Here is a 25536-nt window from a genome sequence, read left to right as displayed (position 1 = left end):
ACGATCCAAACTAAGATTTAAATTAAGATTTAACATTGCACCCAAAACTAAATTAGCCACTTAAAAAATGCTATTGCATTTGGTTGCACAGTTAGGCAAACTTATTTTGATTTCATGCTGTCCTATCTTTAAAAATTCACTATGGCGGACGCAAGCATCGACAAGACCACCGAGCATGAGACCACCGAGCGTGAGACCGATAGTGAGTTTGATGAAACTGACCTATCCGCCTTGCAAAAGGATCGTTTGTTTAGATCGATCATGGCAAATGTGGCAGACTTAATTGCGGTGATCGATGCTCAGGGCTATCGCATTTACAATAGTCCTTCCTACTATCGAGTACTCGGCTATACATCGGCAGAGCTAAAGGGCACATGGGCGTATGACAAAATCCATCCCGATGACCAAGCTCAGGTATTGGAAGCTGCGGCTGAGACGTTAAAAACAGGAATAGGTAAAAAATTAGAATACCGAATGCAGCACAAGGATGGTACTTGGCGGATCTTGGAGTCATCGGGCAGTGTGATGCGGGACGATCGCGGGGATGTGAAAAATATTGTGATTGTGGCCCATGACATTAGCGATCGCAAAAAGGAACAGTGGGAACGTCGTCGCGCCGAGAGAGCCTTGGAGCAGTCCCGTCAAAGTTATAAGGATTTGGTGAGGCGCGAGGAAATGTTAAATCGCCGCCTCGCGAGCCAGATCCGCAATTCCCTCGATCTCAAGACGATCATTGCTACGGCGGTGAATGAAGTTCAGGATCTGCTGCTCATCGATCTATGTAATTTCTTTTGGTATGTGCCAAATACCGACCCCCCAGAGTTTCAACTAGTGCATTATGCCGTTAGTCATAGCTCCCTCGCTAACTCCGTCAGCTATCCCCTATCCCGTTTAACTAGAGTCGGGCAGCGCTTAATCAATCAAGAGATCGTGCAAATTCAATCGATTTATACTAGCTCGGAGTTAGATAACGTCAGTCGGACGATCCTCTCGGAGAGTGGGTTTACTTCGCAATTACTCGTACCAATTAAGACCCGATCACAAAAATTGGGGGTGATCGTGGCGGCGCATTGCCAAGGCAGTCGTCCTTGGAGTGCTGATGAGGTGGAGCTATTGCAAGCTGTCGCCAATCAACTGGCGATCGCGATCGATCAAGCCGAATTATTTGATTCCGCGCAAGCCAATGCCCACAATGCGCAAGCACAAGCATTATTAATCGAACAGGCACTTGCGGATTTACAAAAGACCCAAAGCCAACTCATTCAGACGGAAAAAATGTCAAGTTTGGGGCAACTGGTGGCTGGGGTCGCCCATGAGATTAATAATCCCGTTAACTTTATCTATGGCAATCTCAACCATACCAATCGTTTTGTGCGACATCTCCTAGAGGCGATCGCCCTATATCAAAAAAACTATCCCGAACCCGTCCCTGAGGTTGCCGCATTCCTTGATGAGATTGATTTAGAGTTTTTGCAACAGGATCTGCCGAAGATGCTGACATCCATGAAAATTGGAGCTGATCGCATTCGTCAAATCGTCCTGTCTTTACGCAATTTTTCACGTACCGATCAGGAAGGACGCAAACCTTTCAATGTCCATGAGGGCTTAGATAGTACCCTCCTCATTTTGCAAAACCGCTTCAAGTCCTATGGCGATCGTCCTGCCATTAATTTAACTAAGCGCTATGGCGATATCCCGATGGTTGATGCCTACGCAGGGCAGCTCAATCAAGTATTTATGAATATTTTAAGCAATGCCCTTGATGCGATCGATGAGGCTCATGCTGACAACAATATTACTAGTGAAATCTCAATTATTACCGAGTCATCCCCGCCCACAGAGCCAAATCAGCAGCCTATGGTGGCGATTCGGATTATAGATAATGGCAATGGGATTCCTGAAGATATTCGGAAAAAGCTCTTCGATCCCTTTTTTACAACTAAGCCCGTTGGTAAGGGAACAGGATTGGGGCTATCAATTAGCTATCAAATTGTGGTAGAGAAACATCAAGGCAGATTGGAATGCTTCTCTAAAGTTGGGGAAGGAACCGAATTTCGGATTGAAATTCCCTTGTAAGGAACTCATACCAAATCACAAAATGGCTACGCCATTTTGTGATTTTAAAACCCTTACTGGGTTTGGTGTTCAATTTCCAAAAGTGTAGCCACACTTTTGGAAATTGGTATCAGAGAAGCGATCGCGATTTAAAATCGCTCCCCAAAAACATTCCTCTATGATTATTGCCTCTTAAACTATGCATGGGCTAATCATCGATCTCGATTCCGATTTAGTCTTGCTTTTCTTCAAACACTTTACTGTGTGCCACTGCGCGATTGCCCCACCATGAAATCAAATTCTCCAGACAATAACTCCTCACCTTTGCAAAATATTTTTTCTTGGGTTAAAAATACACCTGAGCGAGCAATTGACGAGGCTTTTGAAGCGGCTGTTAATATTAAACGTATTGAAGAAGAAAACTTCAATGGTAATAAAATCGTCAATGACGGTAGTTTTGGCAGCAGTGTCTTTAGTGTGTTTGAGATTCAACTTCAGAAGTATCTCAGAACCATTACAGGGAAGCTAAATTTTTACAAGGTGAGTGCGTCGCTTCCCTATTTACAGGCGCAAAGTTCCAGCAATCTTGCCAATACCGCGATCTCTAAATATGCTCCCAACGATCAAAGTAACGATCCTGTTGGCAATGGACAACTATCAGCCAATCAATTAGGTGGCAATAGCCGTAGATTTTCTATTTATCAAAAACTCGCCTTTATTGACTACACCCTTGAAAGGTACAACAGCGCCAGTAATCAGACAATTGATATTGCGGTGGATAATGCCGATAAATCTGCGAGAAGCTCTAGCTATTTGCGCGATCGCGACTTAGTAGAAGGCGAACCAGATAGGGATGAAAAGTTTCAGCTCTTTAAAAACGACAAGCCCAAAAACTACCGTAAGGCATCTCAGCAAGTTTCACAGGTAGAGAAAAGTATTTTACCGGGATCGTTTTTTAAAGCGTTCGATCGGGTCAAGCGCAATCTTAGCGGTTCCTACGTAGATTATGAAAAAGACATTGTTGAGGAATTACGCCAATCGCGGCAAAGGATTAATCAGGCTTTGCGCTATATCGTCGTGCTGGTGATCTCAGTGCTTGCCGTACAGTTTTTATCAAAAATGTTGATATTTAGTCCGATGATTAATAGTCTCATCGACACCAGCAAGATGACTGTCAAGTTTAGCCCTGCGGTCGAGGAGAAAGCTTTTAATGAGCTGCGGATGACAAAGGAAAGAATTGAATTTGATTACACTATCAAATCCATCATGCTCAGACAGTTAGAAGAGAAATCTGGCACAGCTAAACCTGAGACTGGTAAAGCTGAGACTGGTAAAGCTGAGACTGGTAAAGCTGAGACTGGTAAATCAGAAGAATTGAAGAAAACTGAGACTAGTAAGCCTGAGGCTGGTAAAACTGAGGCTGGTAAAACTGAGACTGCTAAATCAGAAGAATTGAAGAAAACCGAAGACAAGGGCAATCAAAAAACTGAGAAAAACGCATCTGAAGAGGTCGAGGCGTTAATTCAGCAGGAATCTATTAAAATCCTCAAGAAATATAATGATGCAAGTCTTGATGGGATTAAGAACTTGTTATCTGATATTACGGCTGCCTTTGTGTTCTATCTTTTTCTACTTTCAGGACGCAAAGAACTGGCAACCATTAAAGAATTTCTCGATGAAATTCTGTATAGCCTCAATGACAATGCCAAAGCTTTTTTGATCATTATTTCAACGGATACCTTTGTAGGGTTTCACTCTAGTGAAGGCTGGGATGCGCTATTAACAGTTTTATTCGAGCATTTCGGACTGCCCGAAAATAAAATTTTGGCGCAAACATTTATCTCGACGGTTCCCGTATTTCTCGATGGGTTATTTAAATTCTGGATTTTCCAATATCTCACCCAAGCATCCCCTGCGACAGCCACCATTTATCGTGAAATGAATGAATAATTGCTACTATACTCAACCAAAACACGTTAAGATTTAGGATGGCTTGTGGAAATTGCTCTCTAAGCCATTCTTTCGGGATAACTTTCATAAGTAAGCATTAACTTTGTTATTTCCAAATACAGCTTTATATTTAATATTTAGATATTTATAAATTCCCTATGATTTACGAAATTTTCATGCCTGCGCTTAGCTCCACCATGACTGAAGGCAAAATCACCTCTTGGGTGAAGTCTCCGGGAGATAAGGTGGAAAAGGGCGAAACTGTCGTGATTGTAGAGTCTGACAAAGCTGATATGGATGTCGAAAGCTTTTATGAAGGCTATCTTGGCGTAATTATTACTCCTGCGGGCGAATCTGCTCCTGTTGGTTCGGCGATCGCCTATGTTGCGGAGACCAAAGAAGAAATCGCTGAAGCAAAACAAAAAGCGGCAGGTCAAGCATCCGCCAATGGCTCGACTGCACCACAGAAAAACGAGGAGCCTCCAGCTAAGCTGGTTTCATCCCCCACGGCGGCTTCTGTTGCCTCTATCCCCGATGTGGTAGTTTCTGCGCCACGCAAATCTGCTCCTGCGCCATCTGGACGACAAATTGTATCCCCTCGAGCCAAACGAATTGCGAAGGACAATGGTATTGATTTAGCCAAGATTGCTGGAACGGGACCGAATGGTCGAGTTACTGCCGCCGATGTTGAAGCGTTCTTGCAACCTTCGGCTCAGCCCGTAGCTGCTGCAAGTATTCCCGTAACTGCACCTGCGCCTGTGGCTAAACCTGCGCCTGTGGCTAAAGTTGCTGCTCCTGAGCTGGGCAAGGCTCAAGCCCTGACTACTTTCCAAAAGGCTGTGGTCAATAACATGAATCAGAGCCTCTCAGTTCCTGTATTCCGTGTTGGTTATACGATTACGACAGATGCCCTAGATGCGCTCTATAAGCAAGTTAAGACTAAAGGCGTTACCATGACGGCGCTATTGGCTAAGGCTGTTGCCGTTACCCTCCAAAAGCATCCTTTAATCAATGCAAGTTATAGCGATCGCGGGATTGAGTACAAGAGCAATATTAATGTTGCTGTTGCTGTTGCCATGGATGACGGTGGTTTGATTACGCCTGTTTTGAAAAATGCTGATCAAACCGATCTCTACAGCCTCTCTCGTGATTGGAAAGGACTCGTCGATCGCGCCCGTGCGAAACAATTGCAACCCGATGAATATAACTCTGGTACATTCACCATTTCCAACTTGGGTATGTTTGGCGTGGATCGCTTCGATGCGATTTTGCCTCCGGGAACTGGTGCGATTTTAGCGATCGGTGGTTCGCGTCCTCAAGTTGTGGCAACTAAGGATGGTGCAATCAAGGTTGCTAGTCAAATGCAAGTCAATCTCACTGCCGATCACCGTGTGATCTATGGCGCTCATGCGGCACAGTTCTTGCAAGATCTAGCTAAGTTGATTGAAACCAATCCTCAATCTTTGACCTTGTAATATTCCTGACTGTTTATTAAAAAGGAGGACGTAGTAATTGATGCTACGACCTCCTCATTGATCAGTAAGCTTATCCGTAGGATGTGTTAGCGCTAGCGTAACGCATCTCAGTCTTTATTGGCGCGTTATGGCTTTGCCAAACAGCACCCTACCTGCTAGCAAATTCCGATAAATCTGTAATGATCACCAATCCACCCTCAATTGTATCTACTTGCAGTCTGTATCCGCGAAGCATACTCATCCCAATCAGTGGATCTGTTTCTGCTGAATTGACTTCAATCTCCTGAGACTTGCCATCCCAAATGGCTACTGCATCATAAATATCAAACAAAACCTCACTACCATCTCCTAATGTTCCGCGATCGCGATAACTCCATGGCAGATCCAGCTCAGTAATGATCTCGTTTGGGAGGCTTAGGAAACCTGTAAATCCTGTATCGATGACAGTGTTGATAGATTTTAGTTTGTCATTGTTTCGGACGACTACAAGAATCGTGGCTTCACAATTCTTATTAACGTATCCTTGCATCATGTCTTTTCTTTTAAGCTCCGCGCACCGAAACGATGGACAGCACGATAGCCAATTCTGACAACCCAAGTTTGGGAATCGGGTAAGCGTTCTCTAAGACGACGAGTAGCGGTCATCGTATCATTTGCAATTTCATATGCCCCTGTTTCAATATCAATCGCAACTATTTTGCCATGATTATCTGCTTCGACCTGTGGACGGATATGCGTTTGATATATCAGATCGCCTCGTTGGGCAAATTCTTCTTTGCTATAGCGCGGTTGACGGACTGCCATAATTTGAATTTTCCTTGATCGCAGCTTTATTTGGCATTATAAGCGAATGGGAAAGGCTACAAATAGATTGCTAATATAAAAATTAGGTGTTATGTGGCATTAACAAACTCTAAAAGAGCAGCGATCGCACTAAGCTTTCCACGCCCCAAAGATCGCTTTAGGTGCTTTGTTGGTGATCGGCATATGAGGTTCATTTTATGAACGCACGCTACAAGATTGGCGATCGCACTACAATATCTGTGATCGCACTATCAAACCTCTTCAAGAGCTTGCAAATATCTCCCATATATGTGCACAAAAATATTGTCTATTAACATCAATATCGCAAAATAAATAAAGTAATTGTTATACCTGTAAGATTCATTTTCAAGTGTCTTTAATGTCGGTAGATTTTGTTGGTATGACTGTGTATTATGAGCAACTCTGTTTCTATGCTTATACAAGTGGTCTTCATACATTTTCTTAAGTGAATAAGAGCCGGCAATCTCTGAAAATAAGGTGTTATTATCGGTCGCAAAGTATTTATGTGTAATACCAGCCCATATGTCGGAGTATTCATAGAAACTTTTTTGAGCCCATATTAATAAGTTCGACTCTAAGAATACTTGGTTTATTGATGATGTAGTTCTTGATAAGATATCATTTCTGGTAGCCTCATTCATCCTATAAGAGGAGGAAGTATGCCTTTCTATTTGTTTTATCAAGTCTTGATATATAGATTTTTTGTCGTTGTAATTTGAACATTCTCCCAGTGTATTTTGAGTAAATTTAGTATATCTATACTCGTAATTATTAGTTGCTAATTCCCAACAAACACACTTCATTTTTTGCTCTTGTGATCCAGTCATTTTAAGGAAAACGGACTGCATTACATAATCACATAAGGGATAGGTTTCTATTCCGCTACCTATTCCTATACTTGCAGAGATAACATCTTCTAAAGTCCGAAAAACTGGAGATAAGATAAAACTATTATGGCTCATTGGGTGCTGTATTCCTCATAAATAGATATTGATTGGTGGATACGATTCCTCAAATGTCTTAAGTCATTAGGGCTTTTTCTATGTGACTCTTCTTGCTTAAACTTTTCTATTTCTTCGCTTAATTTCTGTTTTAACTCCTCTTTCATTACAGGATCAATTGCTTTCCCTTTGAAGAGAATTTGATAAGCTAAGCCAAAAAGATATGTATCTAAATCAATAATAGAAATATACTCTCTGGGTATTGCCAGTTCATTTAAAGCACTTCTTATATTTGAAAATCTTTCCTTGTACTCTTTATCTGGAAAAACACCTGAGAATCTACCATAAATTTCTGACTGCACATCATTGACTGAGGCATAGATATATTCTTCATAAAATTTTTCCATCTTTGATTTATAGCCTCTTGCAACTGTAGCTTCGCTTTGATTTTTGTGATACTGAGACAAAAGAGATAAGTACCTGACAAAATCAGCTTGAGTCTCACTATTACTTACTTTTATTTTGATCTCCTTACTAAAGTCAGGAGAGAAAAAATCAACCAGATCTTGATCCAAAAAATATAAAGAAGCCCTGCTTTCCTGTGGAAGTAAAGGTTTACCTTGGATATTAATATTTCTGAATACAGATGAATAATATTTTTGTTGTTCCTTTTCATCTGACACCTGTGGAACCAAGTATGAGAAACCCAAAAAAGTTTTTTTAAGGAAGTTATCATCAATACCTAAGTTGATCAATTTATAGTTGCCCTGTGTAACGTTTTCAAGTATTGTCTCTTTGCTTCGACCCTTTTCTGTTAATTTTTCTATGTTCCATTCGAGGATATTATCAAGCTGTGATTCTTCATCTTCATCTGAATCGTCATTATCACTGGCAAATTTTTCTATTGTAGCTTTATAGGTTTGCTCATCTGGATATAAGCCAAGATATGCCAATACTATGCTTGTTATTCTTTGCTGCCCATCAAGTATTAAATTTTTATTCGTATCTGAAATTTTAAACGCACCAATCGTAACGGGTGGAACAAATTGTTTTTCCTTGAAAGTTTCTATCAGAGTTCTTACTTGTTTCTCGTCCCATACGAAGTAACGCTGATATTTCGGAAGGACTATGTTCTGTTTTAGCACCAGTTCAGTCCAATGCCATAGAGAATATTCTCCATAATAAACTCTGTTCTCCATGGGAAATACTTTCCTTAATTATCGACACTTACTGCTGGTATGTTGCAGGTCTTGAAATAGGTATAACTGTAGTATCAGACAAGAAAATTCTACCTAGTATGACTATAGGGCATATGGACTAAATATCAAAATTCTGCCTAATCACTCTATGCGGGATGTTATACAGAAAAATTCTGCCTAATCAACTAAATGGTGTCTTAGCTAGACGATATCGAGTATTATTTAGATTAATTACTTTATTACTTCATTTATGCAAACTGAGCCACCACCTCAGAAATTGTTTAGATAGAGTTGGCGATCGCATACGGGTCAAGCATTATTCCTAATGGAATCAGAAAACCTATGTGCAATTGATCAAACTGTTTAAGCTATTTCACATCTTCTGTTTCGTGCTAGCATTAAATTGAATGCAAATTTAGTGCGATAGCCCTATGATTAATCTTAGCCAAGACATTCAACCACTATCAACCTTCAAGCGTAATACCAATGAACTCATCACCCAGATGAGAAATACTGGACATCCCATAGTATTAACCATCAATGGCAAAGCAGAATTAGTCGTCCAAGATGCAGCGTCCTATCAACAATTACTCAATACAATTGAAGAACTAAAAACTATTGTTGGAGCAGCAAAAGGATTATAAGACTTGGCACAGATTCACACTAGATAAAAGAAATTAAAGCCATGACGATCGCTACAGAAAAAGCTAAAGCCAAAAATTGGACTGATGAAGAGTTTATGGCTTTGCCCGATCGCGGCGATCAAGTGCGACCAGTTGCCGAACAAAGGATCTGGCTCGAAAACATCAGTTGGCGAACCTTTGAGCGATTGCTGGAAGAAGTAGGCGATCGCCGCAGCACGTTATTTCATTACATCAATGGAAATTTAGAAATTATGTCGCCAATGGCGCTACATGAGCGCAGCAATCGGTTTATTGATGATTTAATTCGAGTACTGTCCGATGAGCTAGAGATAGATTTATGTAAATGTGGCTCATTATTGATGCGGATTCCTGAACTCAAGATTGGTGCTGAACCTGACTCTTGTTATTACATTCAGAACGAGCCAAAAATTCGTAATCAAGAAGTAATTACGATGGGTCAAGATCCGCCACCCGATCTCGTTTTAGAAGTTGATATCACCAATCCTAGCGATCGCCGTTTACCGATCTATGCTCAACTCCAAGTCCCTGAAATTTGGATCTACGACGGCTATAGCTTAGAGTTTCTAGGCTTGGAAAATGGGGCATACCTTAAAATAGAACATAGTCTATCTTTTCCTAATTTGCCTGCGGTGATTTTAGTGGAGTTTGTGCAGAAGCGACTTGAATTAGGCGATCGCCAAACCCTCAAAGAATTTCGGCAATGGGTAAGCGACAACCTTAAAAAAAGCTAGAGACTATGGGGGATCGCTTAAAAAAGCCTGTTAATATATTAAGTAATAATAATTAACATAACTTTTTAAGATACTTTGTTTTTAAATCCTGACAAGGTTGAACTACAGGAACGCCCCTTAGAACGTTCTACATCAACAGTTCAGGCTATATCCCTAACTGAAAATGTTTCGTCTGCGTTTCCCCAGATATCACAGTATTTACTTGCCATTGCATCCTTGGTGCAACATTGGCAATTTTGGTTTGCGTCCCTATTTTTAGTTTCCGTCCCCGTATTTTTTGAAGCTCCCCTAGTACGCTATGCGCCTTGGTTGAGCTTGATCTGTACGGTTGGCTGGTTGGCGATCGCCAAACATTTAGAGGAAGAGACCAATACTAAGCTATGGGGTAGTCTCATCTGGGGCTTTAGCCTCACTTGGCTATGTGGTTCTCTATATTGGGGCTGGCTGCGCTGGGAACCCGCTTTCCACGTACCAGTGGAATCTCTAGCCCTACCTTGGGCAATATGGGCAATCCGTAGCGATTCTCACCGCATTGGGGGTTGGTTTTATATCGGCTCATTATTGGGAACGGCAATTACCGACTTCTATTTCTATATCGCCCAACTTTTTCCTTATTGGAAAGGCTTGATGCAAGTTGAGGCAAATATCAACCTCGCTCAACCGATCTTAAAAAGTGCCTTAACATTAGTGGAAACACCTTGGGGCATGACATGGGCTTGTGTTTTGGCGGCCTTGCTTTTGATTGTGGGCAACAAAGCTATGCGATCGCCCAATTTAGGCTACTGGTCATTTAGTGGCGCAGTATTGGGTACGATATTTGTAGACCTTCTCTTTTTCTGTGTTGCCACCCTAGGCTAAGGGTTACAACTAATCCCGTAAGATTTGGAGATTCCCAAAATGGCATTGCCATATTGGGAATTGGTATTAGGTTTCTTCCTAATGGTTCTCATAATGGGATTGTTATTGAATTTGTGGATTTTTCAGGAGTACTCACCAATGACTCTTAACTAAAATTCCCAAAATAAAAACCCAGCGTTGGAGCGCTGGGTGCAGTCAGTTTAAGGCTTCATTGATTAGTAGATTACTGGAATTAGTTCTCTCTTTACCTCACGCGATCGGGTGAAATATTTGGTGATCGTGTGAGGCAAAGAGATAAAACCCAAAATAGAGTTGCGGCGCAACTCTATTTTGGGTTTTATCTCTTAACTACAATGGCGATCGCTATACTAATCAGTGGGTAAGGAATCTACTTTTTTAAATTCCCCATTCCAAGGAGCAAAAAATGGTAAAAACATCATTCCAGGAATGGCTAAGACGAGGGTTAACAGGAAAAACAATGCCCAGCCCTTGCCATCACTGCCTGCTAACCAAGAAATATGATTAATAGCAGTCCATGAGGGCATATTGCGTTGAATGAATTGAGCGGATTCGCCAGAAAATGGTGATGCTAGCAGATCTCGACCAACCGCAAACAGACTTGATAGAAGAGCAAATTGAGTAGCAGAAAAGCTGGGATTGCACAGCACCATTAAAAAGCCTAAAAATCCTGCGGTTCCTAATCCCCCACAAAAATTCTCTACATTAATCGCAGCGAGCAAAACATAGTCATTTTTCCCCACTACGGAAATGGCATAGTAGCCAATATTGCTAATTGCTTGGAGCAATCCAAATACCCATAGCGATCGATTAATGCCGATTTTGCTTAAAATCGCTCCCCCTGCCAAGGTTCCCACAATTGTGGCTACTAAGCCAATACCCTGACGTACTGTACCGATCGTGCCATCATCAAATAAAGTTTTTAAAAAAGGAACTGCCATCTTACCGACCATGGCATCACTAAATCGATAAAAAATTGTAAATACAAGGATCAGAAGCACTTTGGTTATTCCTAACCGATGAAAAAATTCTTGAAAAGGTTTAACTACGGCTTCATCTAAGGTGGCTGGTCGTGCCTCGGCTTCGGGAGGTTCGGGGGCGGCGATCGTCGCAATCAAGCCTAGACTCATCACAACTGCTAATAGGACATATACCCAAGCCCAGCCTAATTTACTGGCTAAGTTAAATCCGACAAATCCTGCAAATAGAAGGGCGATACGATAGCCCATCACCCAAATGCCAACCCCTGCTCCAACTTCCTGAGCCTCTAACACATCTGTCCGATAGGCATCGATCGCAATGTCTTGAGTGGCACTGAGAAAAGCCAGAATTAAGGCGGCGATCGCTAATATGGGTAGCGCCCCTACTCTTTCCGTAGGCGAAATATTGCCAATTGCAAACATTTGTAAAGCAATCACTAAAATTGCCAATACTAAGCAACCCTGCGTTAGCAGAATCCACCCTCGCCGCCTGCCTAAAAATGGTGGAACGAAGCGGTCAATAAATGGCGACCATAAAAACTTGAGGGAATAGGGCAGTGAAACTAGACCTAGCCAACCAATCGTACTAAGGTCAAACTTAACACTGGTCAACCATGCACGGAAAGCGTCATCGGTTAGGGCGTAGGGTAAACCCGACGCAAATCCCAAAGATAAAAGCGCCGCCATTTTGCGACTCTGAAAAACCCGAAAAAGTTGGGCGATCGTATTCATATTAGCGAATTAGACTACAATATATATGTAAGCGGAGACGCAAGTTTCCGTTCACTCCTCACACCACATTCCGCCTGAGCTTATGAGCAGCAAAGGCGGTTTCTTATTTTTTGACTATAAGTGTTTTTGGGTAATTCTTTTTCGTTTATATAGCTGTCGCCAATTGTACTAGGACATAAACCCCAAGAATTGACTGGCGGCGCGAAGCGCCGCCAGTCAATTCTTGGGGTTTGATTTGTTCTAAGTCAAGTGACTGTAGCTATAAGTACCTAGACGTAATTAATTACACATGCAAACCTATAAGGTTGCGCCCCTGCGGGGCGCAACCTTACAGGTTTGGGTAATTTATTTTGCACAATTATTTGCACAATTACTTATAGCAACGTAAGGTTTGCTTAGAATATAAACCCCCAAAGATGAATGGCGGCGCAAAGCGTCGCCATTCATCTTTGGGGGTTTATGTTCTAGCTATAAAATTTGATTTTTATCAAAAGGGGGATACTAGCTGTTATACTACCTACACACAATTTTTAAAAGTAAAAGTTTTTAGTATTTAGGGAGTTAGCAAAGCATGTCATCAGCGATCGCCGTCACGGATGCTAACTTTGAGCAGGAAGTAATTAAGAGTGAAATCCCTGTTCTAGTAGATTTTTGGGCTCCTTGGTGTGGTCCATGCCGAATGGTTGCGCCCGTTGTCGAGGAAGTCGCGGTAAAATATGAAGGTAGACTTAAAGTTCTCAAACTTAATACCGATGAGAACCCTAATGTTGCTGGACAATATGGTATTCGCAGTATTCCCACCCTCATGCTATTCAAAGATGGTCAGCGTGTAGATGTAGTTGTCGGTGCTGTCCCCCTTACCACATTGTCTGCAAGTATTGAAAAGTGCTTAAGTTCTGATGCCTAGGGTTTCTTCGGAACCGATATAAGCATTGCTAGATGTTATAAAATTCCAAATAAAATTCCAAAGTACAGGGGAAGTCTCTAATTTCCTCTACATTTGGATTTTTTGTTTTTGGATTTTGAGATATTTTCTGGGTTTTAACTGAAGATAGAAGGTTATATTTTCATCTATATGATCTATAGGACTTTTTATCGAGATAAAATACTTATAGGCTAGTCTGGATAGTGTTGCAATCTAAGATTGTCGAAATTTTATCTGCTGACGAATTGCGTCGTACGATCAACCGCTTGGCTTCGCAAATTGTCGAGGCTAGTGGAGATTTGTCTAATGTCGTTTTGCTTGGAGTTTACACGCGGGGCGTGCCGCTCAGTGTGGCGATCGCCAAACAGATTCACACATTAGAAGGCGTTCTCGTTCCTTCGGGGGCGCTAGACATTACATTTTATCGGGACGATCTTGATCGCATTGGTTTAAGAACGCCAAGTAAGACCGAAATTCCTTTTGACTTGAATGGTAAGACTGTAGTTTTGGTGGATGATGTAATTTACAGCGGTCGGACAATTGGAGCCGCCCTCAGTGCAATCCATGATTACGGTCGCCCTAAGGTGGTTCGATTAACGGCTCTGATTGATCGCGGACATCGTGAGTTACCAATTCATCCCGATTATGTGGGGAGGACTCTGCCGACTTCCAAAGACGAGCAGGTTAAAGTTTTTTTGAGTGCGGCAGGGGATGGTCGTGACGGGGTCGAGCTTTTTAAGCCTATTAGTTAAGCCCAATAATTAATGGCTAAAACCCCAAAGATGGGTGGCGGCGCTTTGCGCCGCCACCCATCTTTGGGGTTTTATGTCCTAACCCTGTTACTAAAAATGTAACCACAAAGGATTGTTACGGTAATTAGGTTAGATTTGCAGTAACTGAAATCCCAAGACGATCATGATTACCCTGTCAAATCTACGCATTGCGGCAATGGTAGTTGCACTTACTGCTGGTATTGCAGTATTTGGTTATCCTTACTGGAGCAACCAGACATCTGCCTCCAATCATGGGGGCGATGAGAAAACTAAAAATAATCCTATTGATGGCTCGTTAAATCCCTCGTCAAATCCCAATGTATCCTCCTTGCCTGCAAAATACAATCCACCTCAAACCTCAGGCTTAGGGATTGCGATTAATCAAAATGGAAATATCCGCCGCGCCGATGGGAGGGGCTATATTAATGTGGCAATTCGAGAGACCTATAAAATTGAAATTCAGTCTCCGAGCTATACCAGTGCGGTGAGTGTCAAAATTGATGGTGTTTCAATTATTGATGGTTTGATCTGCGATCGCTCTGTGACGTTAGAAAGACCTCAAGCGATCGCCAAACAATTCATCGTTCTGGAAGAGGGCAATCCAGGATTGGATCGCAGTGGTGGCATCAATAACCCCGATCTCGGTTTAATCGAAGTAACCTTTAAGCCAATTCGTCGCCGCAATGAGATTGCTCAAGAGAATAATATATCTAAAGCTAGACCCCCTGCTGCTGCGGCTCCAGAGGCTGCATCTAAAGATCAGGTTGCAAGCAGATCGGAAGCTAGTGGTTCTCCCGTAGGCACTGGCTTGAGTGGTAGATCCTCACAGGAATTTGTGGCTACTAATGAATGGGTAGAAGCTCCAGAACTCGCCCCTACTTATACCAAAAAATACCGACTAGTGGGATTTAATTCGTCAGATCCCATAACCCTGCACAACATGAATACCCCAAAACCGTTGGTCGATCCGACTCCACCTAGGTTGTAATACCATGTTCCTCGCGATCGCCATTTATCGAAACAGTCGATTGTAGTGCGGACTATATAATTGCGATCGCTCTTTCACTCTTTGTTCAATCCGATTTAATGCAGGGCTAATTACGAAGAGAGTCGTTCTAGTCAGATTTTCCCTATGGGTCGTCATTGCCATCTCTGTGAGGGGTACGGTCAAAATCTTCTCATCTTCCCAACCGAGGCGATAGCAAATTGCCACGGTGGTATCGGCGGGATAATGTTCCATTAATTTCCTTTGCACATTATCGACATGGTGCGTGCTGAGATATAGGCATAGAGAAGCCTGATGTGCGGCAAGGCTAGATAATTCTTCTTTATCTGGAACTTGAGTGCGTCCGCTAATGCGGGTGAGAATGATTGTTTGGACTAATTCAGGAATAGTGAGTTCTACTTGTAAACGGGCTGCGGCTAATTGAAAAGCACTAACCCCTGGCACAATTTCAAAGGGAATTTCTGCTTCGGTTAAGGCGACAATTTGTTCTTGGATAGCTCCGTACAGGCTAGGATCGCCATCATGTAAACGTACGACTAATTTAAGCGATCGCACTCTGTCGAGCATAATTGCTAAGATCTCTTCTAGAGATTTACTAGCCGTGGGAATAATTTCGGCATCTGCTCGACAAAATTGCAGCATTGAATCGGGAATGAGAGAATTGGCATATAGGACTACATCAGCGTTGAGTAACAGATTGCGTCCCTTCACGGTAATCAGATCGGGGTCACCAGGCCCTGCACCGACAATGTAAACTGGTTTGGTCATTAAGTTTGGACAAAGACAAGGTTTGGCACAATCTTTATATTAGGCTTTATATAGCTATATTCACTTAAGTCAGGAAATCAAACCGAATAGAGAGTGGCGGCGCGAAGCGCCGCCACTCTCTATTCGGTTTGACTGTAGCTATATTAGGAATATTAGAGAACCAATTTGCCTAAGCGATCGCACAGAATCGTATCGATCGCAATTTTTAGATCGGTATATTTCTGGACATAGGCGATCGCCCGCTGTGTAATTTGGTCAGTAATATATTGAAAAATTTGGCGATCGTAGCCCTGCTCTACCAATAATTGATGAACAGCTTCGGCAGTAGGTGCGCGTTCTATTACTTGAATTAAGGCTATAGGTAAATTTTCATGGACGGCGGCTCTCACTAAAATATCAATGCGGGCATCAGCTAAGTGACTAGAAGTATTAAAGATACCGCCCGCTAGTTTTAAAAGCTTGCCATGGTAACCAACGATGGTAATGGATGTCACTCCTAAAAGTGCCGCTTCCACCAACATTGCCCCGATCCAATTTGCCGTTTGGACTAGTTGCGAAGGTGCAAAGCCCAAATTTTGGGCGACTTGATAACCATTTGCCCCGATATAAAAAGCGATCGCAGGGCAAGTAGCTGCCTTCGTTCGCAAATCGATGCGAAACTCCTCCAATTTATCTGCAACGGAAAGGGGCTTTGCGATCGCTGAAGTTCCTAATAACGACAGACCTTCAAGAATTCCGAAGGCAGCATTAGATGTACGTTTAGCCAAGGCTTTTCCCTCAGGCAAAATAAAGCGCACTCTTGCCTTAGTATGCTCAGGCAGTAATGGTAATAGATTGGCTATTGCTAGATTTTGCGCTAGCGCATAGATGGCGGGCTGACCAGTCGCAGTTTTCCCCAATCCTTCACCCGCTTCAAGGATTAATCTCTGTTCTGCCACTGCTCCCGTCGAAGCTGTTAATTGCACCCATGCCCAGACAGGTGTCCCTGAAGTTAAGTCGAGATTATCGCCAGGATCGCTAACGGTAATGGCAAGCGCCGTACATTCATCAATAACTGCACTTTGGGCGATCGCGATTGCTCCGCGCCCAGATTCTAATAAGTCAAGTCCTACTAAACTTGCTTCTTCTTTACGGAGGAGTAATATTGCTGCCTTAGCAGCGGCGATCGCAAATACAGGAAGGGTGTAACCAGATTTCATAGACAGAGATCTTGGTCTCCATAATTAAAACCGAAAAATCTTACGAAGTAGCTGGACATAATTAAAGAATTGGATTTTGCATTTAAGAATGAAAACTTGTTGATTTTCAAAGCATCATCTGTAATTGTAGGCGATTAACTCCAAGCGCGAGGATTTTGCTTGAGCTTGCGGAAGGCTGGCGCAAACCCTTTGGATTTTACCTTCTGGCTCACTGTTATTTCTTTGAGCAGTTCATCGATGTAAATTTGCGATCGCATCGTACAAATATTTATGCAATGATAAAAGTACGCAGAAAAAAGCCCACTGTTTCCAGCAGGCTTGGCATTTTTGTGTTGAGTGCGGATATCTTAAATCATTTTGCGGTCAAAGATATTAAGTTTTTTGCCAGTTTAAATGATTTTTTTGCGATCGCCAGTCGCAATGCCTCCCAAAGCCCATTAGCAGTAAGTCCTGCTAATGGGCTTAACCTAATCACAGATTTTGCAATCCTGATATGCCTGAAGAAGCCAAACTCCAATCTCCTCAAGACGCAGCACCATCCCCTTTTAAAAATCTCACAGGAGCCGCAATCTCTGCGACGATTGCCACGGGGCTTTACTCATTTACGAATATGGTGGCGCATAAGCTTGCGACAGCTCCATTACAGACGACAAATACCCTCGCCAATAGGTTGGCTACTCTCGTCCGAACACTGCTATTAGCGATCGGTTCGGGCGCAACAATGATTTTTGCCGCGATCGCCTTGGGATTGGTATTACTCACCATTAAGCAAGTTTTTACTACTATCTTTCGGAAACCACAAGCATAAATAATCCCAAAACACAAAATGGCTACGCCATTTTGTGTTTTGTTCTAAGAAGAGAATCGCCGCGCTTAGCGCGGCGATTCTCTTCTTAGAACAAAGGACTGCGGCGCGAAGCGCCGCCATCCTATGCTTGGGTGACATCGAGAATATCGAAACTAAGGTGATAGGAGCTACCACTCTAGCAACATACCTTGCGATTTTAAGAGAGCTTGCAGATCGTTAATTTTGCCGCGATCGAGAATTACCTGTGGGGTTAACGATGCATCGTCCTGTAAGACAATCCATGCCGCCGCCGCTCCTGCCGCCGCTCCTGCCGACCATTCGCCAACATGGATGCGGGTTGCGCCATTAACAATGTGGCTAACGGCGATCGCTTTACCACCCATCAATAAATTATCAATACGTTGAGGAATCAAACTCTCAAAGGGCAAGATAATTGGGCGGACTTTATCCTCATTGGTAGGAGCAGAGCTGGGGGCTTTCGATGGCTCCCAATTGCGATAACGGCAACCATGCATATCGATCGCATAATGCGTTAACCCAATGGAGGTCGGATTAAAGTTGCGCCCCCCCTCCATATCATTACGCAGGTCTTGTTCGCGCATAAAGAACTCTGGCTGACCGTAAGCAGCACGTCCGAGAATACGACGACCCTCGCGAATGTAAGGATACATACTCAGCCCCGACTCGGTGGGCATGGGGCTATCGGGTCCTGACATGAGGCGGAGCGGAAATTCGGCGGATGCGTACTTATCCATCAACCATTCGGCGAATAATAGGGCATGATTTTCGCCATCCTTAAGAGCCGTGGTATTTAAGCCCCCAAGCCAATTTTGTTGTTGCCCTGAATCGCGAATTTGTTTATCCGTCAAGATCAGCGGTGGATTCATTACCCCCCAGTCATTACCACGATTCCAGTTAACTACGGTCATATCGCCCTTGGCAGGAATCGCCTTAAAGGGATCGTCGCGCTTCATGCTCACAATCCGCCGATAGTTAAACATGCTGTTCCCCTCAAACATGGGGAACCTGCCTAAGTCATAATCCTTGCGATGTTCTTCCCGCGAATATCCTGGCTGGACTTTCCGCAATTCCTTGAGCGATCGCCCCTCATCATCGGCAATTTTTAATACAAAGGGAAAGGTAAATGCTTGTGTGCATTCGGGATTGTCTGCTACAGCATGGACTTCGCCTGTGGTGCTAAAGCCTTCCGCCCCCAGACGGTGCGGGATATTCGCCCAAGCAATCAACTCAGCGGTGTCCGTGGAGTCGATTACCATCATCTGTTTGCCTGCGGGAGCCTGCAAACGGATCGGTTTTTTATCGAAGGTTTCGTCAGAGTTCCAATTAAACCAGCTTTTAATTTCGCGAGATAGTCGCCCTTGCGGTAAATAGTTAGGATCGCGGGGAATGCGACGCACTCCATAGATCGAGGTAATGCGATCGCCCTTTTCGTTAAAACTTGCTCCCTTAAAAGCAATCTGCGTCTCCCATCGACTCTTAGGAGCCGATCGCTTTGCCTCACGCAAAAATTCTTCCGCCGCAAGCTCGCCAGAGTAAGGGGTAAAACAGAGATTTCCCACCCAACAGCTATTGGTATCAGCCACCACTGCCCCGGGTTTTAGATAGGAATAGGCTTCTGGTAATGCAGGCTGACTGGCAATAATATTTTTAAAATGCGTCCAGCTAAGCGGAAATTGCTGGCGATAGCGCATCAGTAGGGACTCATCGATCGCGCTCACTCCCTGTGAGCTTACCTGACCGCCCAGCATTGGCGTTAGCTCGATTAAGCAAGTGGTTGCCCCCGTTTTCATCGAGTGATAGGCTGCGGCTACGCCACCCAAGGAGCCACCCACGACAGCTACATCGCATTCCCATACTTCAGCATCTACTGGTGGCGGCGGATTGAGTAGCGGAAAGCCATTGCGATCGTATAGTTTGATCGGCGCATTTGCATCTTGGGCAATAGGCTCAATGGACTTTTGTTTACTAAAAAATTGCCAAGTTCTTGCTGTTGCCCCACTCAGTACTAAGCCCATAAAGAGCATTCCCAATACGTAACGCAATTTGGGACGGAAGGAGCGTTTAGTTTTCGGATCTTCTATTTCCCCAAGGCGATCGCTAAAATCTTTTGGTTTCTTTTTCTGCTCGCTCATGACTCACTGCTACTCATAAAAATTCGCTTGTTTTTCAACAAGTCCCTACACTCACACCACATACTCTTAAGATTAGCTTAAAGAGTCTAATATGTAACATAGTCAAATGCAATTAAATTCCCGAGCAAATAAAGTTTAAAACTTTCAGCAATTACATATATTTTTCTTTAGAGAAAACATAGTATATACCAAGGTCTAAAGCACTCATAGAAAGGGCTAGTGGCAAAGTATTTTTGTCAAGACTAACCCTATACAAATACTCCCCAATTTAGATTTGAAAGCATTTAAAAACAGAATATATTTTGAGCTTATTATTCTCTAGTGCCCCATAACTTTACAGACAAGAAAAACAGACAAAACCCAATCAGTATCTGGGCATAATTAAAACCCAGAAACAAAACCTATAGCGCACGCTGCGTGTGTGCTATAGGTTTTGTTTTTTATATTTCATTGCGCCTAGCTAATTAACACCGATGTTAAAACAGTATGTTAATACCAATTCACGAAAGTGTGACAACACTTTTGTGAATTAAAAACTAAACTTAGTAAGGTTTTTTAAGTTAAGAAATGGCGTAGCTATTTCTTAACTTGGTATAAGGCATTATGTTAAGACAGTATATTTATGCTGAAATTTTCTCGATGGATAAGGATAGACGGCACATTGAAATACCCATTCTTACCTATCTAGAACTACCAGTTAGTAAATAGGAAAAATGCTTTTCATTCTCATTATCAAAATGCTAGTTTTTCCCAATCCTCAGTCTATCTATTGCCAAATGAATCAAAACCTAAGAGATAAGTGATGACACGAAGCAATATTTCTCATCTCTTGAGTGGTATAGCTACAGTCACTTGACTCAGGACAAATCAAACCCCAAGAATTGACTGGCGGCGCTTCGCGTCACCAGTCAATTCTTGGGGTTTATGTCCTAATACAATTGGCGACAGCTATATGTACTGAATAATGCTTTCACTGCTCTATGAAAATGGGTTTTGGCTCTAGCTCTATGAAACTACTGATATTGAAACATTCAGATGCAGACAATCGGATGAAGACAAATTGCACTAAGTACTGTAAGCCTCGACAGGAATAGCGATCGCTATAAAATAGCGACTTTTTTTCTTCAAAATGGGAACCAAGTTGTTTCCTGTATCTGAAAGTGTAACCACGCTAAATCCGATTTAAGTTGGGTGATATCTTAAAAATCGAAGAAATGAAAATAACATTAAACAAAGGTGTAAGGAGTCAATCATATGCGTCACGTAACTACATTCATTCTCAGTCTTGCTTTTTGTATTCCCTCGGTAGCGACGATCGCCTCTCCCGTAAAAGCAGAGGAAACCAGTGCTAAATATGCTGAGATCAAAAACGAGCGCATCCTCACTGTGACAGGACGCGGCGATCGCTTGGTGAAAACCGTTAAGGCAAGAATTCAGCTTGGGGTTAATGTTGAAGGAAAAACAGCGATCGCCGTTCAAACTGAAGTAGCCCGTCAAGCTAATAGTATCGTCTCGACCTTGCAGCAGCTCAACGTCGAGAAGTTGCAAACCCTGAGCGTACAACTCAATCCCAAGTATGTCTACGAAAACAATCGCCAACGTCAAGATGGATTTACGGGACAAACCAGCGTTAGTTTTGTCGTGCCCCTAGAACGTGCGGGAGAAGTCCTCGATGCCGCAGTTAATTCAGGGGCTAACCAAGTCGAACAGATTAGTTTTATTGCCAATGATGCCGATTTATACGCTGCTAAGCAACTCGCTTTGCAAGATGCCCTCAAAGATGCCCAAACTCAGTCCAATACCGTTTTAAGTACTTTAGGTTTCTCCCAAAAAACGATCAAATCAATCCAGATTATCGATTCAGGAGTTTCCTACCCAATCAATCAGCCCCGTCTAGATAGCTATGCTAAGGCAGCTAGCGCAGTCCCAATTTTAGGTGGCGATCAAAAGATTGAAGCTTCAGTAACACTGCAAATCACTTATTGATTAAAAGCTAAGACTAGAGAGCGTACCGCCCACATAGTGGGCGGTACGCTCTTCTGATTTTTAAGTTTACTTATGCTTAGCTAATTAGCGTATTTGGCGACTACAGTCACTTGACTTAGGACATAACCAAGAATTGATTGGCGGCGCGAAGCGCCGCCAATCAATTCTTGGTTATGTCCTATTAGACTTGGCGACAGCTATAAATTGCGCCCAGTGACTTAGAGTAAAATGCACAAGCCTAGAATTAGGTTAGCTACAATTTTGCAAAATAATTAAATCCTCAAGTATATTGCCAAGACTAGCTTTGCTAGTCTTGGCAATATACTTGGCAATTGTTTGTTAAGTAGCTGGGCGCAATTAAATATAAAACCCAAAAAGCTGTAGCACACGCGCAGCGTGCGCTACAGCTTTTTGGGTTTTAATTATGCCCAGCCACTTAGCACAAATATTTAGCACAAATATTTAGCACAAATGTTTGTTAGCACAAAATCCTTTAGCTTTATCAGCTCTATACTTGAGATCTCCCTTGACCATTCCCATGCTTGATTATATTCGTGATGGCAGTGAAATATATCGCCGATCCTTTGCCATCATTCGCGCTGAGGCAAATTTATCAATCTTACCACCCGAACTTGAAGTGGTTGCTGTGCGGTTAATTCATGCCTGTGGTATGACCGATATTGTGAGCGACCTTGCCTATTCCGAGGGCGTAGTAGAAATTAGCAGAAATGCGTTAAAGAACGGTGCAAATATTCTTTGTGATGCACAGATGGTAGCAAATGGAGTCACCCGCAAGCGTCTACCTGTCAATAATTCTGTGATTTGTACTTTGAACGAACCTGAAGTACCAGAACTCGCCAAGCAAATTAATAACACCCGATCAGCGGCGGCAATGGAACTATGGCGATCGCATTTGGAAGGATCGATCGTGGCGATCGGTAATGCGCCCACTGCTTTATTTCGGCTATTAGAAATGATCGATCAAGGTTTGCCCAAACCAGCCGTTATACTAGGATTCCCTGTAGGTTTTGTGGGTGCGATCGAATCAAAAGCCGCATTAGCCGCAAATAGTCGTGGTGTACCCTTTTTGACCATTCACGGTCGGCGAGGGGGAAGTGCGATGGCAGCCGCAGCCGTGAATGCATTAGCGATGGAGAATGAGTTATGAACCCTGAGAACAAGAGCGAAATAAGGTCGGGAAACCTCTATGGTTTAGGAATTGGTCCTGGCGATCCAGAGCTATTAACAATCAAGGCTCATCGTATTTTAACTTCTGTTCCCGTGATTGCCTATCCTACGATGGAAAGTGGCAAAGTGCTTGCAAGGGCGATCGTTGCAGATTTTATTCGTCCAGAGCAAATAGAAGTACCGATGCCACTACCCTTTAGCGTCGATCGCTCTTCACAACCCTATTATGATGTGGCGGCGGCGAAGATTGCCGAACATCTATCGGCGGGTCGCGATGTCGCGGTGTTATGTGAAGGCGATCCGATGCTTTACGGTTCCTTTATGTATATTTTTAATCGCCTCTCCGATCGGTTTCATACCGAGGTGATTCCTGGGATATCTTCCACCTTTGCCAGCGCTGCGATGTTAGGCGCACCCTTAACCTATCGAAATGACGTGTTGAGCATTATGCCTGCAACCTTAGAAGCAGATATTTTGCGCGATCGCTTAGCCGTTGCCGATGCCGCCATTATCATTAAGCTCGGCAGACATTTTGCCAAGGTGAAATCCGTTTTAGAAGAATTAGACCTCTTTTCTCGCGCCCTATATATCGAACGCGCCACCATGCCCAATCAGCATATCAAGCCGATCGCTTCAGTTACTGCCGATGAAGTTCCCTATTGGGCGATCGTCATGATTCCCAGTCAAACCAAGCCTCAATAGAAGGTTCCAGCCAATGACCATCGAACAAATACTCCCTTCCCACCAAAGAAATAGACATCAAAAAATAATAATTATAATAATTAGATGTTGCGGCGCGAAGCGCCGCAACATCTAATTATTTACTGGGAAGGGAGTAACCATCGAACAAATAATGATTAAGTGAATGAATATCTAATGAAACCCCCTGCCATCATTATCTTAGGAGAGAAGAGTGTCGCGATCGCTCGACAGATCCAAAATACGATTCCCCATGCCATTATTTATGGATTAGCATCGCGTACTCAATCTGCTGATCGCCAATACAGCAAGTTTAGCGAAATTGTAAGCGAGTTATTTTGCCAAGGACATGCCATTATTGGGATCTGTGCCGCAGGGATTTTAATCCGCTCGATCGCTACTTTACTTTCCGATAAGCGAGCCGAACCACCCGTAATCGCGATCGCTGAAGATGGCAGTGCTGTCGTTCCCCTCTTAGGCGGACTGAATGGCGCGAACGATTTAGCTAGAGCGATCGCCAATATGCTCCAAATCCAAGCAGCGATTACAACTACTGGTGATCTCCGATTTCAAACCTCCCTCCTATCTCCTCCTGATGGCTATCGACTGCTGAATAATGATGAACAGGCTAAGACATTTTTAGCGGATTTATTAGCTGGGAAAACAGTTAAACTAATCGGCATAGCGCCTTGGCTCAGCGAAAGTCATCTTCCTTTTGCCGATGATGCGACCCATCGAATAGAAGTAATCTCCAGCAAAATCTCCTTAGAATCGATAGAGTCTCAGCTAAGCTCCACCTATCTAGTTTATCAAACTACCCTAATTGATCGGTCGGAAACTGGAGGAAAGCTATCAATTATCGGCACTGGTCCGGGAGCAGCCAAATGGATGTCTCCAGAAGTTAAGGCAATTCTAGAGGATGCAACGGATTTTGTCGGTTACAAAACCTATATCAATCTAATCAAAGAATTTACGCGAGGGAAGCCCGTTCATGCTTCCGATAATCGAGTAGAACTCGATCGCGCCCGTCTCGCTCTCGATCTGGCGGCTGAAGGAAAATCAGTGGTCATCGTCTCTTCTGGTGACCCTGGAATTTACGGCATGGCAGCCGCAGTATTTGAAGTTTTAGATCAGTCGCCTGATCCTCAATGGAACCAGATTACTATTTATGTCGCGCCAGGAATATCTGCGGCTCAAGCGGCGGCGGCGGCGATCGGTGCGCCAATCGGGCATGACTTCTGCATGATATCTCTTTCCGACATTCTCAAACCTTGGGAAATTATCGCCCAGCGCTTAACTGCTGCCGCCCAAGCCGATTTTGCGATCGCCATTTATAACCCCATTTCGACTCAACGGCGCTGGCAACTCACAGCAGCTAGAGATCTGCTCTTACAATGGCGATCGCCCGATACGCCTGTGATTTTAGGTCATAGAATGGGACGTAAAGGCGAAAATGTAAGAGTTATTTCTCTCTCCGAACTAGCTCCCGAACTTGCCGATATGCAAACAGTGATTATTGTTGGTTCCAGTAAAACTAAGAACCTACAATGGAGCGATCGCCAGTATGTTTATACACCTCGCAAATACAATTAAATTGGTAAG

22 protein-coding genes are annotated in these 25536 nt (G+C 43.2%); 14 read left to right on the top strand and 8 right to left on the bottom strand.

Annotation, left to right across the window (positions count from 1 at the left end):
* Positions 1-141 precede the first annotated feature (141 nt).
* From PseudUWO310_RS02835 to PseudUWO310_RS02825, 3 genes are all read left to right on the top strand, one after another.
* Positions 142-2076: an ATP-binding protein gene (locus PseudUWO310_RS02835; protein ID WP_142598834.1), complete on the top strand. Its 1935-nt coding sequence runs from the start codon at positions 142-144 to the stop codon at positions 2074-2076.
* Between the two features lie 267 nt (positions 2077-2343).
* Complete coding sequence (locus PseudUWO310_RS23195) at positions 2344-4005, top strand: hypothetical protein (protein WP_223805503.1); 1662 nt, start codon at positions 2344-2346, stop codon at positions 4003-4005.
* 158 nt (positions 4006-4163) lie between these two features.
* Complete coding sequence (locus PseudUWO310_RS02825; protein WP_142598832.1) at positions 4164-5480, top strand: dihydrolipoamide acetyltransferase family protein; 1317 nt, start codon at positions 4164-4166, stop codon at positions 5478-5480.
* 148 nt (positions 5481-5628) lie between these two features.
* On the opposite strand, the gene PseudUWO310_RS02820 is transcribed toward PseudUWO310_RS02825, so the two are convergent.
* From PseudUWO310_RS02820 to PseudUWO310_RS02805, 4 genes are all read right to left on the bottom strand, one after another.
* Positions 5629-6012 carry a clan AA aspartic protease gene (locus PseudUWO310_RS02820; protein ID WP_142598830.1) on the bottom strand — a complete coding sequence of 128 codons (384 nt, stop codon included), beginning with the start codon at positions 6010-6012 and terminating at the stop codon, positions 5629-5631.
* A complete protein-coding gene (locus PseudUWO310_RS02815) occupies positions 6009-6284 on the bottom strand; it encodes a hypothetical protein (RefSeq protein WP_142598828.1) in 276 nt (91 codons plus the stop codon). Before PseudUWO310_RS02815 ends, PseudUWO310_RS02820 begins: the two co-directional genes overlap by 4 nt.
* A 251-nt stretch (positions 6285-6535) precedes the next feature.
* A complete protein-coding gene (locus tag PseudUWO310_RS02810; protein ID WP_142598827.1) occupies positions 6536-7267 on the bottom strand; it encodes a hypothetical protein in 732 nt (243 codons plus the stop codon).
* Positions 7264-8445, bottom strand: coding sequence for a DUF262 domain-containing protein (locus PseudUWO310_RS02805; protein WP_142598825.1), 1182 nt, complete (start codon positions 8443-8445; stop codon positions 7264-7266). The genes PseudUWO310_RS02810 and PseudUWO310_RS02805 overlap by 4 nt, the downstream gene beginning before the upstream one ends.
* Positions 8446-8876: 431 nt before the next feature.
* Between PseudUWO310_RS02805 and PseudUWO310_RS02800 the strand changes: the two genes are divergently transcribed.
* The 3 genes from PseudUWO310_RS02800 to PseudUWO310_RS02790 all read left to right on the top strand — a co-directional run bounded on the left by PseudUWO310_RS02800 (position 8877) and on the right by PseudUWO310_RS02790 (position 10699).
* Complete coding sequence (locus tag PseudUWO310_RS02800) at positions 8877-9089, top strand: type II toxin-antitoxin system Phd/YefM family antitoxin (RefSeq protein WP_142598823.1); 213 nt, start codon at positions 8877-8879, stop codon at positions 9087-9089.
* Positions 9090-9130: 41 nt separating this feature from the next.
* Positions 9131-9841: a Uma2 family endonuclease gene (locus tag PseudUWO310_RS02795; protein ID WP_223805502.1), complete on the top strand. Its 711-nt coding sequence runs from the start codon at positions 9131-9133 to the stop codon at positions 9839-9841.
* Between the two features lie 75 nt (positions 9842-9916).
* A complete protein-coding gene (locus tag PseudUWO310_RS02790) occupies positions 9917-10699 on the top strand; it encodes a DUF3120 domain-containing protein (RefSeq protein WP_142598820.1) in 783 nt (260 codons plus the stop codon).
* A gap of 368 nt (positions 10700-11067) precedes the next feature.
* On the opposite strand, the gene PseudUWO310_RS02785 is transcribed toward PseudUWO310_RS02790, so the two are convergent.
* On the bottom strand, positions 11068-12429 hold the full coding sequence (locus PseudUWO310_RS02785; RefSeq protein ID WP_142598818.1) for an AmpG family muropeptide MFS transporter: 1362 nt from the start codon (positions 12427-12429) through the stop codon (positions 11068-11070).
* A gap of 571 nt (positions 12430-13000) precedes the next feature.
* On the opposite strand from PseudUWO310_RS02785, the gene trxA reads away from it, so the two are divergent.
* The 3 genes from trxA (at position 13001) to PseudUWO310_RS02770 (ending at position 15115) form a co-directional block, all read left to right on the top strand.
* On the top strand, positions 13001-13336 hold the full coding sequence (gene trxA, locus PseudUWO310_RS02780) for a thioredoxin (protein WP_142598816.1): 336 nt from the start codon (positions 13001-13003) through the stop codon (positions 13334-13336).
* A gap of 221 nt (positions 13337-13557) precedes the next feature.
* A complete protein-coding gene (gene pyrR / locus PseudUWO310_RS02775) occupies positions 13558-14106 on the top strand; it encodes a bifunctional pyr operon transcriptional regulator/uracil phosphoribosyltransferase PyrR (RefSeq protein WP_009629240.1) in 549 nt (182 codons plus the stop codon).
* Between the two features lie 163 nt (positions 14107-14269).
* Positions 14270-15115 (top strand): hypothetical protein, encoded by an 846-nt coding sequence (locus PseudUWO310_RS02770; protein WP_142598814.1) that lies wholly within the window; start codon positions 14270-14272, stop codon positions 15113-15115.
* 24 nt (positions 15116-15139) lie between these two features.
* Here PseudUWO310_RS02770 and cobM read toward each other — a convergent pair whose 3' ends face one another.
* On the bottom strand, positions 15140-15901 hold the full coding sequence (gene cobM, locus PseudUWO310_RS02765) for a precorrin-4 C(11)-methyltransferase (RefSeq protein ID WP_142598812.1): 762 nt from the start codon (positions 15899-15901) through the stop codon (positions 15140-15142).
* Positions 15902-16053: 152 nt separating this feature from the next.
* The gene (gene cbiD, locus PseudUWO310_RS02760) at positions 16054-17100 is read right to left on the bottom strand and encodes a cobalt-precorrin-5B (C(1))-methyltransferase CbiD (RefSeq protein ID WP_142598809.1); all 1047 of its coding nucleotides are present in this window, start codon (positions 17098-17100) and stop codon (positions 16054-16056) included.
* 493 nt (positions 17101-17593) lie between these two features.
* On the opposite strand from cbiD, the gene PseudUWO310_RS02755 reads away from it, so the two are divergent.
* Positions 17594-17908 (top strand): DUF3082 domain-containing protein, encoded by a 315-nt coding sequence (locus tag PseudUWO310_RS02755; protein WP_009626727.1) that lies wholly within the window; start codon positions 17594-17596, stop codon positions 17906-17908.
* A gap of 167 nt (positions 17909-18075) precedes the next feature.
* Here the strand turns inward: PseudUWO310_RS02755 and PseudUWO310_RS02750 are convergent, their stop codons facing one another.
* Entirely contained in the window at positions 18076-20061 is a 1986-nt protein-coding gene (locus tag PseudUWO310_RS02750) for an FAD-dependent oxidoreductase (protein WP_142598807.1), read from the bottom strand.
* A gap of 1254 nt (positions 20062-21315) precedes the next feature.
* On the opposite strand from PseudUWO310_RS02750, the gene PseudUWO310_RS02745 reads away from it, so the two are divergent.
* The 4 genes from PseudUWO310_RS02745 (at position 21316) to cobJ (ending at position 25527) form a co-directional block, all read left to right on the top strand.
* Positions 21316-22047, top strand: coding sequence for an SIMPL domain-containing protein (locus PseudUWO310_RS02745; protein WP_142598805.1), 732 nt, complete (start codon positions 21316-21318; stop codon positions 22045-22047).
* Positions 22048-22585: 538 nt separating this feature from the next.
* Positions 22586-23215, top strand: a complete 630-nt coding sequence (locus PseudUWO310_RS02740) for a precorrin-8X methylmutase (protein WP_009627952.1) — start codon at positions 22586-22588, stop codon at positions 23213-23215.
* Positions 23212-23937 carry a precorrin-2 C(20)-methyltransferase gene (cobI, locus tag PseudUWO310_RS02735; protein WP_142598803.1) on the top strand — a complete coding sequence of 242 codons (726 nt, stop codon included), beginning with the start codon at positions 23212-23214 and terminating at the stop codon, positions 23935-23937. The genes PseudUWO310_RS02740 and cobI overlap by 4 nt, the downstream gene beginning before the upstream one ends.
* A 174-nt stretch (positions 23938-24111) precedes the next feature.
* On the top strand, positions 24112-25527 hold the full coding sequence (gene cobJ / locus PseudUWO310_RS02730; protein WP_142598801.1) for a precorrin-3B C(17)-methyltransferase: 1416 nt from the start codon (positions 24112-24114) through the stop codon (positions 25525-25527).
* The last annotated feature ends 9 nt before the right edge of the window (positions 25528-25536 follow it).

It is taken from the genome of Pseudanabaena sp. UWO310 (genome assembly GCF_006861605.1).
Taxonomy (GTDB): Bacteria; Cyanobacteriota; Cyanobacteriia; order Pseudanabaenales; family Pseudanabaenaceae; genus Pseudanabaena.
This window is presented reverse-complemented; position numbering and strand designations above follow the sequence as displayed.

Coding starts and splice junctions, on each gene's coding strand:
- PseudUWO310_RS02835 (WP_142598834.1), top strand. CDS start 142: ATGGCGGACGCAAGCATCGACAAGACCACCGAGCATGAGACCACCGAG.
- PseudUWO310_RS23195 (WP_223805503.1), top strand. CDS start 2,344: ATGAAATCAAATTCTCCAGACAATAACTCCTCACCTTTGCAAAATATT.
- PseudUWO310_RS02825 (WP_142598832.1), top strand. CDS start 4,164: ATGATTTACGAAATTTTCATGCCTGCGCTTAGCTCCACCATGACTGAA.
- PseudUWO310_RS02820 (WP_142598830.1), bottom strand. CDS start 6,012: ATGATGCAAGGATACGTTAATAAGAATTGTGAAGCCACGATTCTTGTA.
- PseudUWO310_RS02815 (WP_142598828.1), bottom strand. CDS start 6,284: ATGGCAGTCCGTCAACCGCGCTATAGCAAAGAAGAATTTGCCCAACGA.
- PseudUWO310_RS02810 (WP_142598827.1), bottom strand. CDS start 7,267: ATGAGCCATAATAGTTTTATCTTATCTCCAGTTTTTCGGACTTTAGAA.
- PseudUWO310_RS02805 (WP_142598825.1), bottom strand. CDS start 8,445: ATGGAGAACAGAGTTTATTATGGAGAATATTCTCTATGGCATTGGACT.
- PseudUWO310_RS02800 (WP_142598823.1), top strand. CDS start 8,877: ATGATTAATCTTAGCCAAGACATTCAACCACTATCAACCTTCAAGCGT.
- PseudUWO310_RS02795 (WP_223805502.1), top strand. CDS start 9,131: ATGACGATCGCTACAGAAAAAGCTAAAGCCAAAAATTGGACTGATGAA.
- PseudUWO310_RS02785 (WP_142598818.1), bottom strand. CDS start 12,429: ATGAATACGATCGCCCAACTTTTTCGGGTTTTTCAGAGTCGCAAAATG.
- trxA (WP_142598816.1), top strand. CDS start 13,001: ATGTCATCAGCGATCGCCGTCACGGATGCTAACTTTGAGCAGGAAGTA.
- PseudUWO310_RS02770 (WP_142598814.1), top strand. CDS start 14,270: ATGATTACCCTGTCAAATCTACGCATTGCGGCAATGGTAGTTGCACTT.
- cobM (WP_142598812.1), bottom strand. CDS start 15,901: ATGACCAAACCAGTTTACATTGTCGGTGCAGGGCCTGGTGACCCCGAT.
- cbiD (WP_142598809.1), bottom strand. CDS start 17,100: ATGAAATCTGGTTACACCCTTCCTGTATTTGCGATCGCCGCTGCTAAG.
- PseudUWO310_RS02755 (WP_009626727.1), top strand. CDS start 17,594: ATGCCTGAAGAAGCCAAACTCCAATCTCCTCAAGACGCAGCACCATCC.
- PseudUWO310_RS02750 (WP_142598807.1), bottom strand. CDS start 20,061: ATGAGCGAGCAGAAAAAGAAACCAAAAGATTTTAGCGATCGCCTTGGG.
- PseudUWO310_RS02745 (WP_142598805.1), top strand. CDS start 21,316: ATGCGTCACGTAACTACATTCATTCTCAGTCTTGCTTTTTGTATTCCC.
- PseudUWO310_RS02740 (WP_009627952.1), top strand. CDS start 22,586: ATGCTTGATTATATTCGTGATGGCAGTGAAATATATCGCCGATCCTTT.
- cobI (WP_142598803.1), top strand. CDS start 23,212: ATGAACCCTGAGAACAAGAGCGAAATAAGGTCGGGAAACCTCTATGGT.
- cobJ (WP_142598801.1), top strand. CDS start 24,112: ATGAAACCCCCTGCCATCATTATCTTAGGAGAGAAGAGTGTCGCGATC.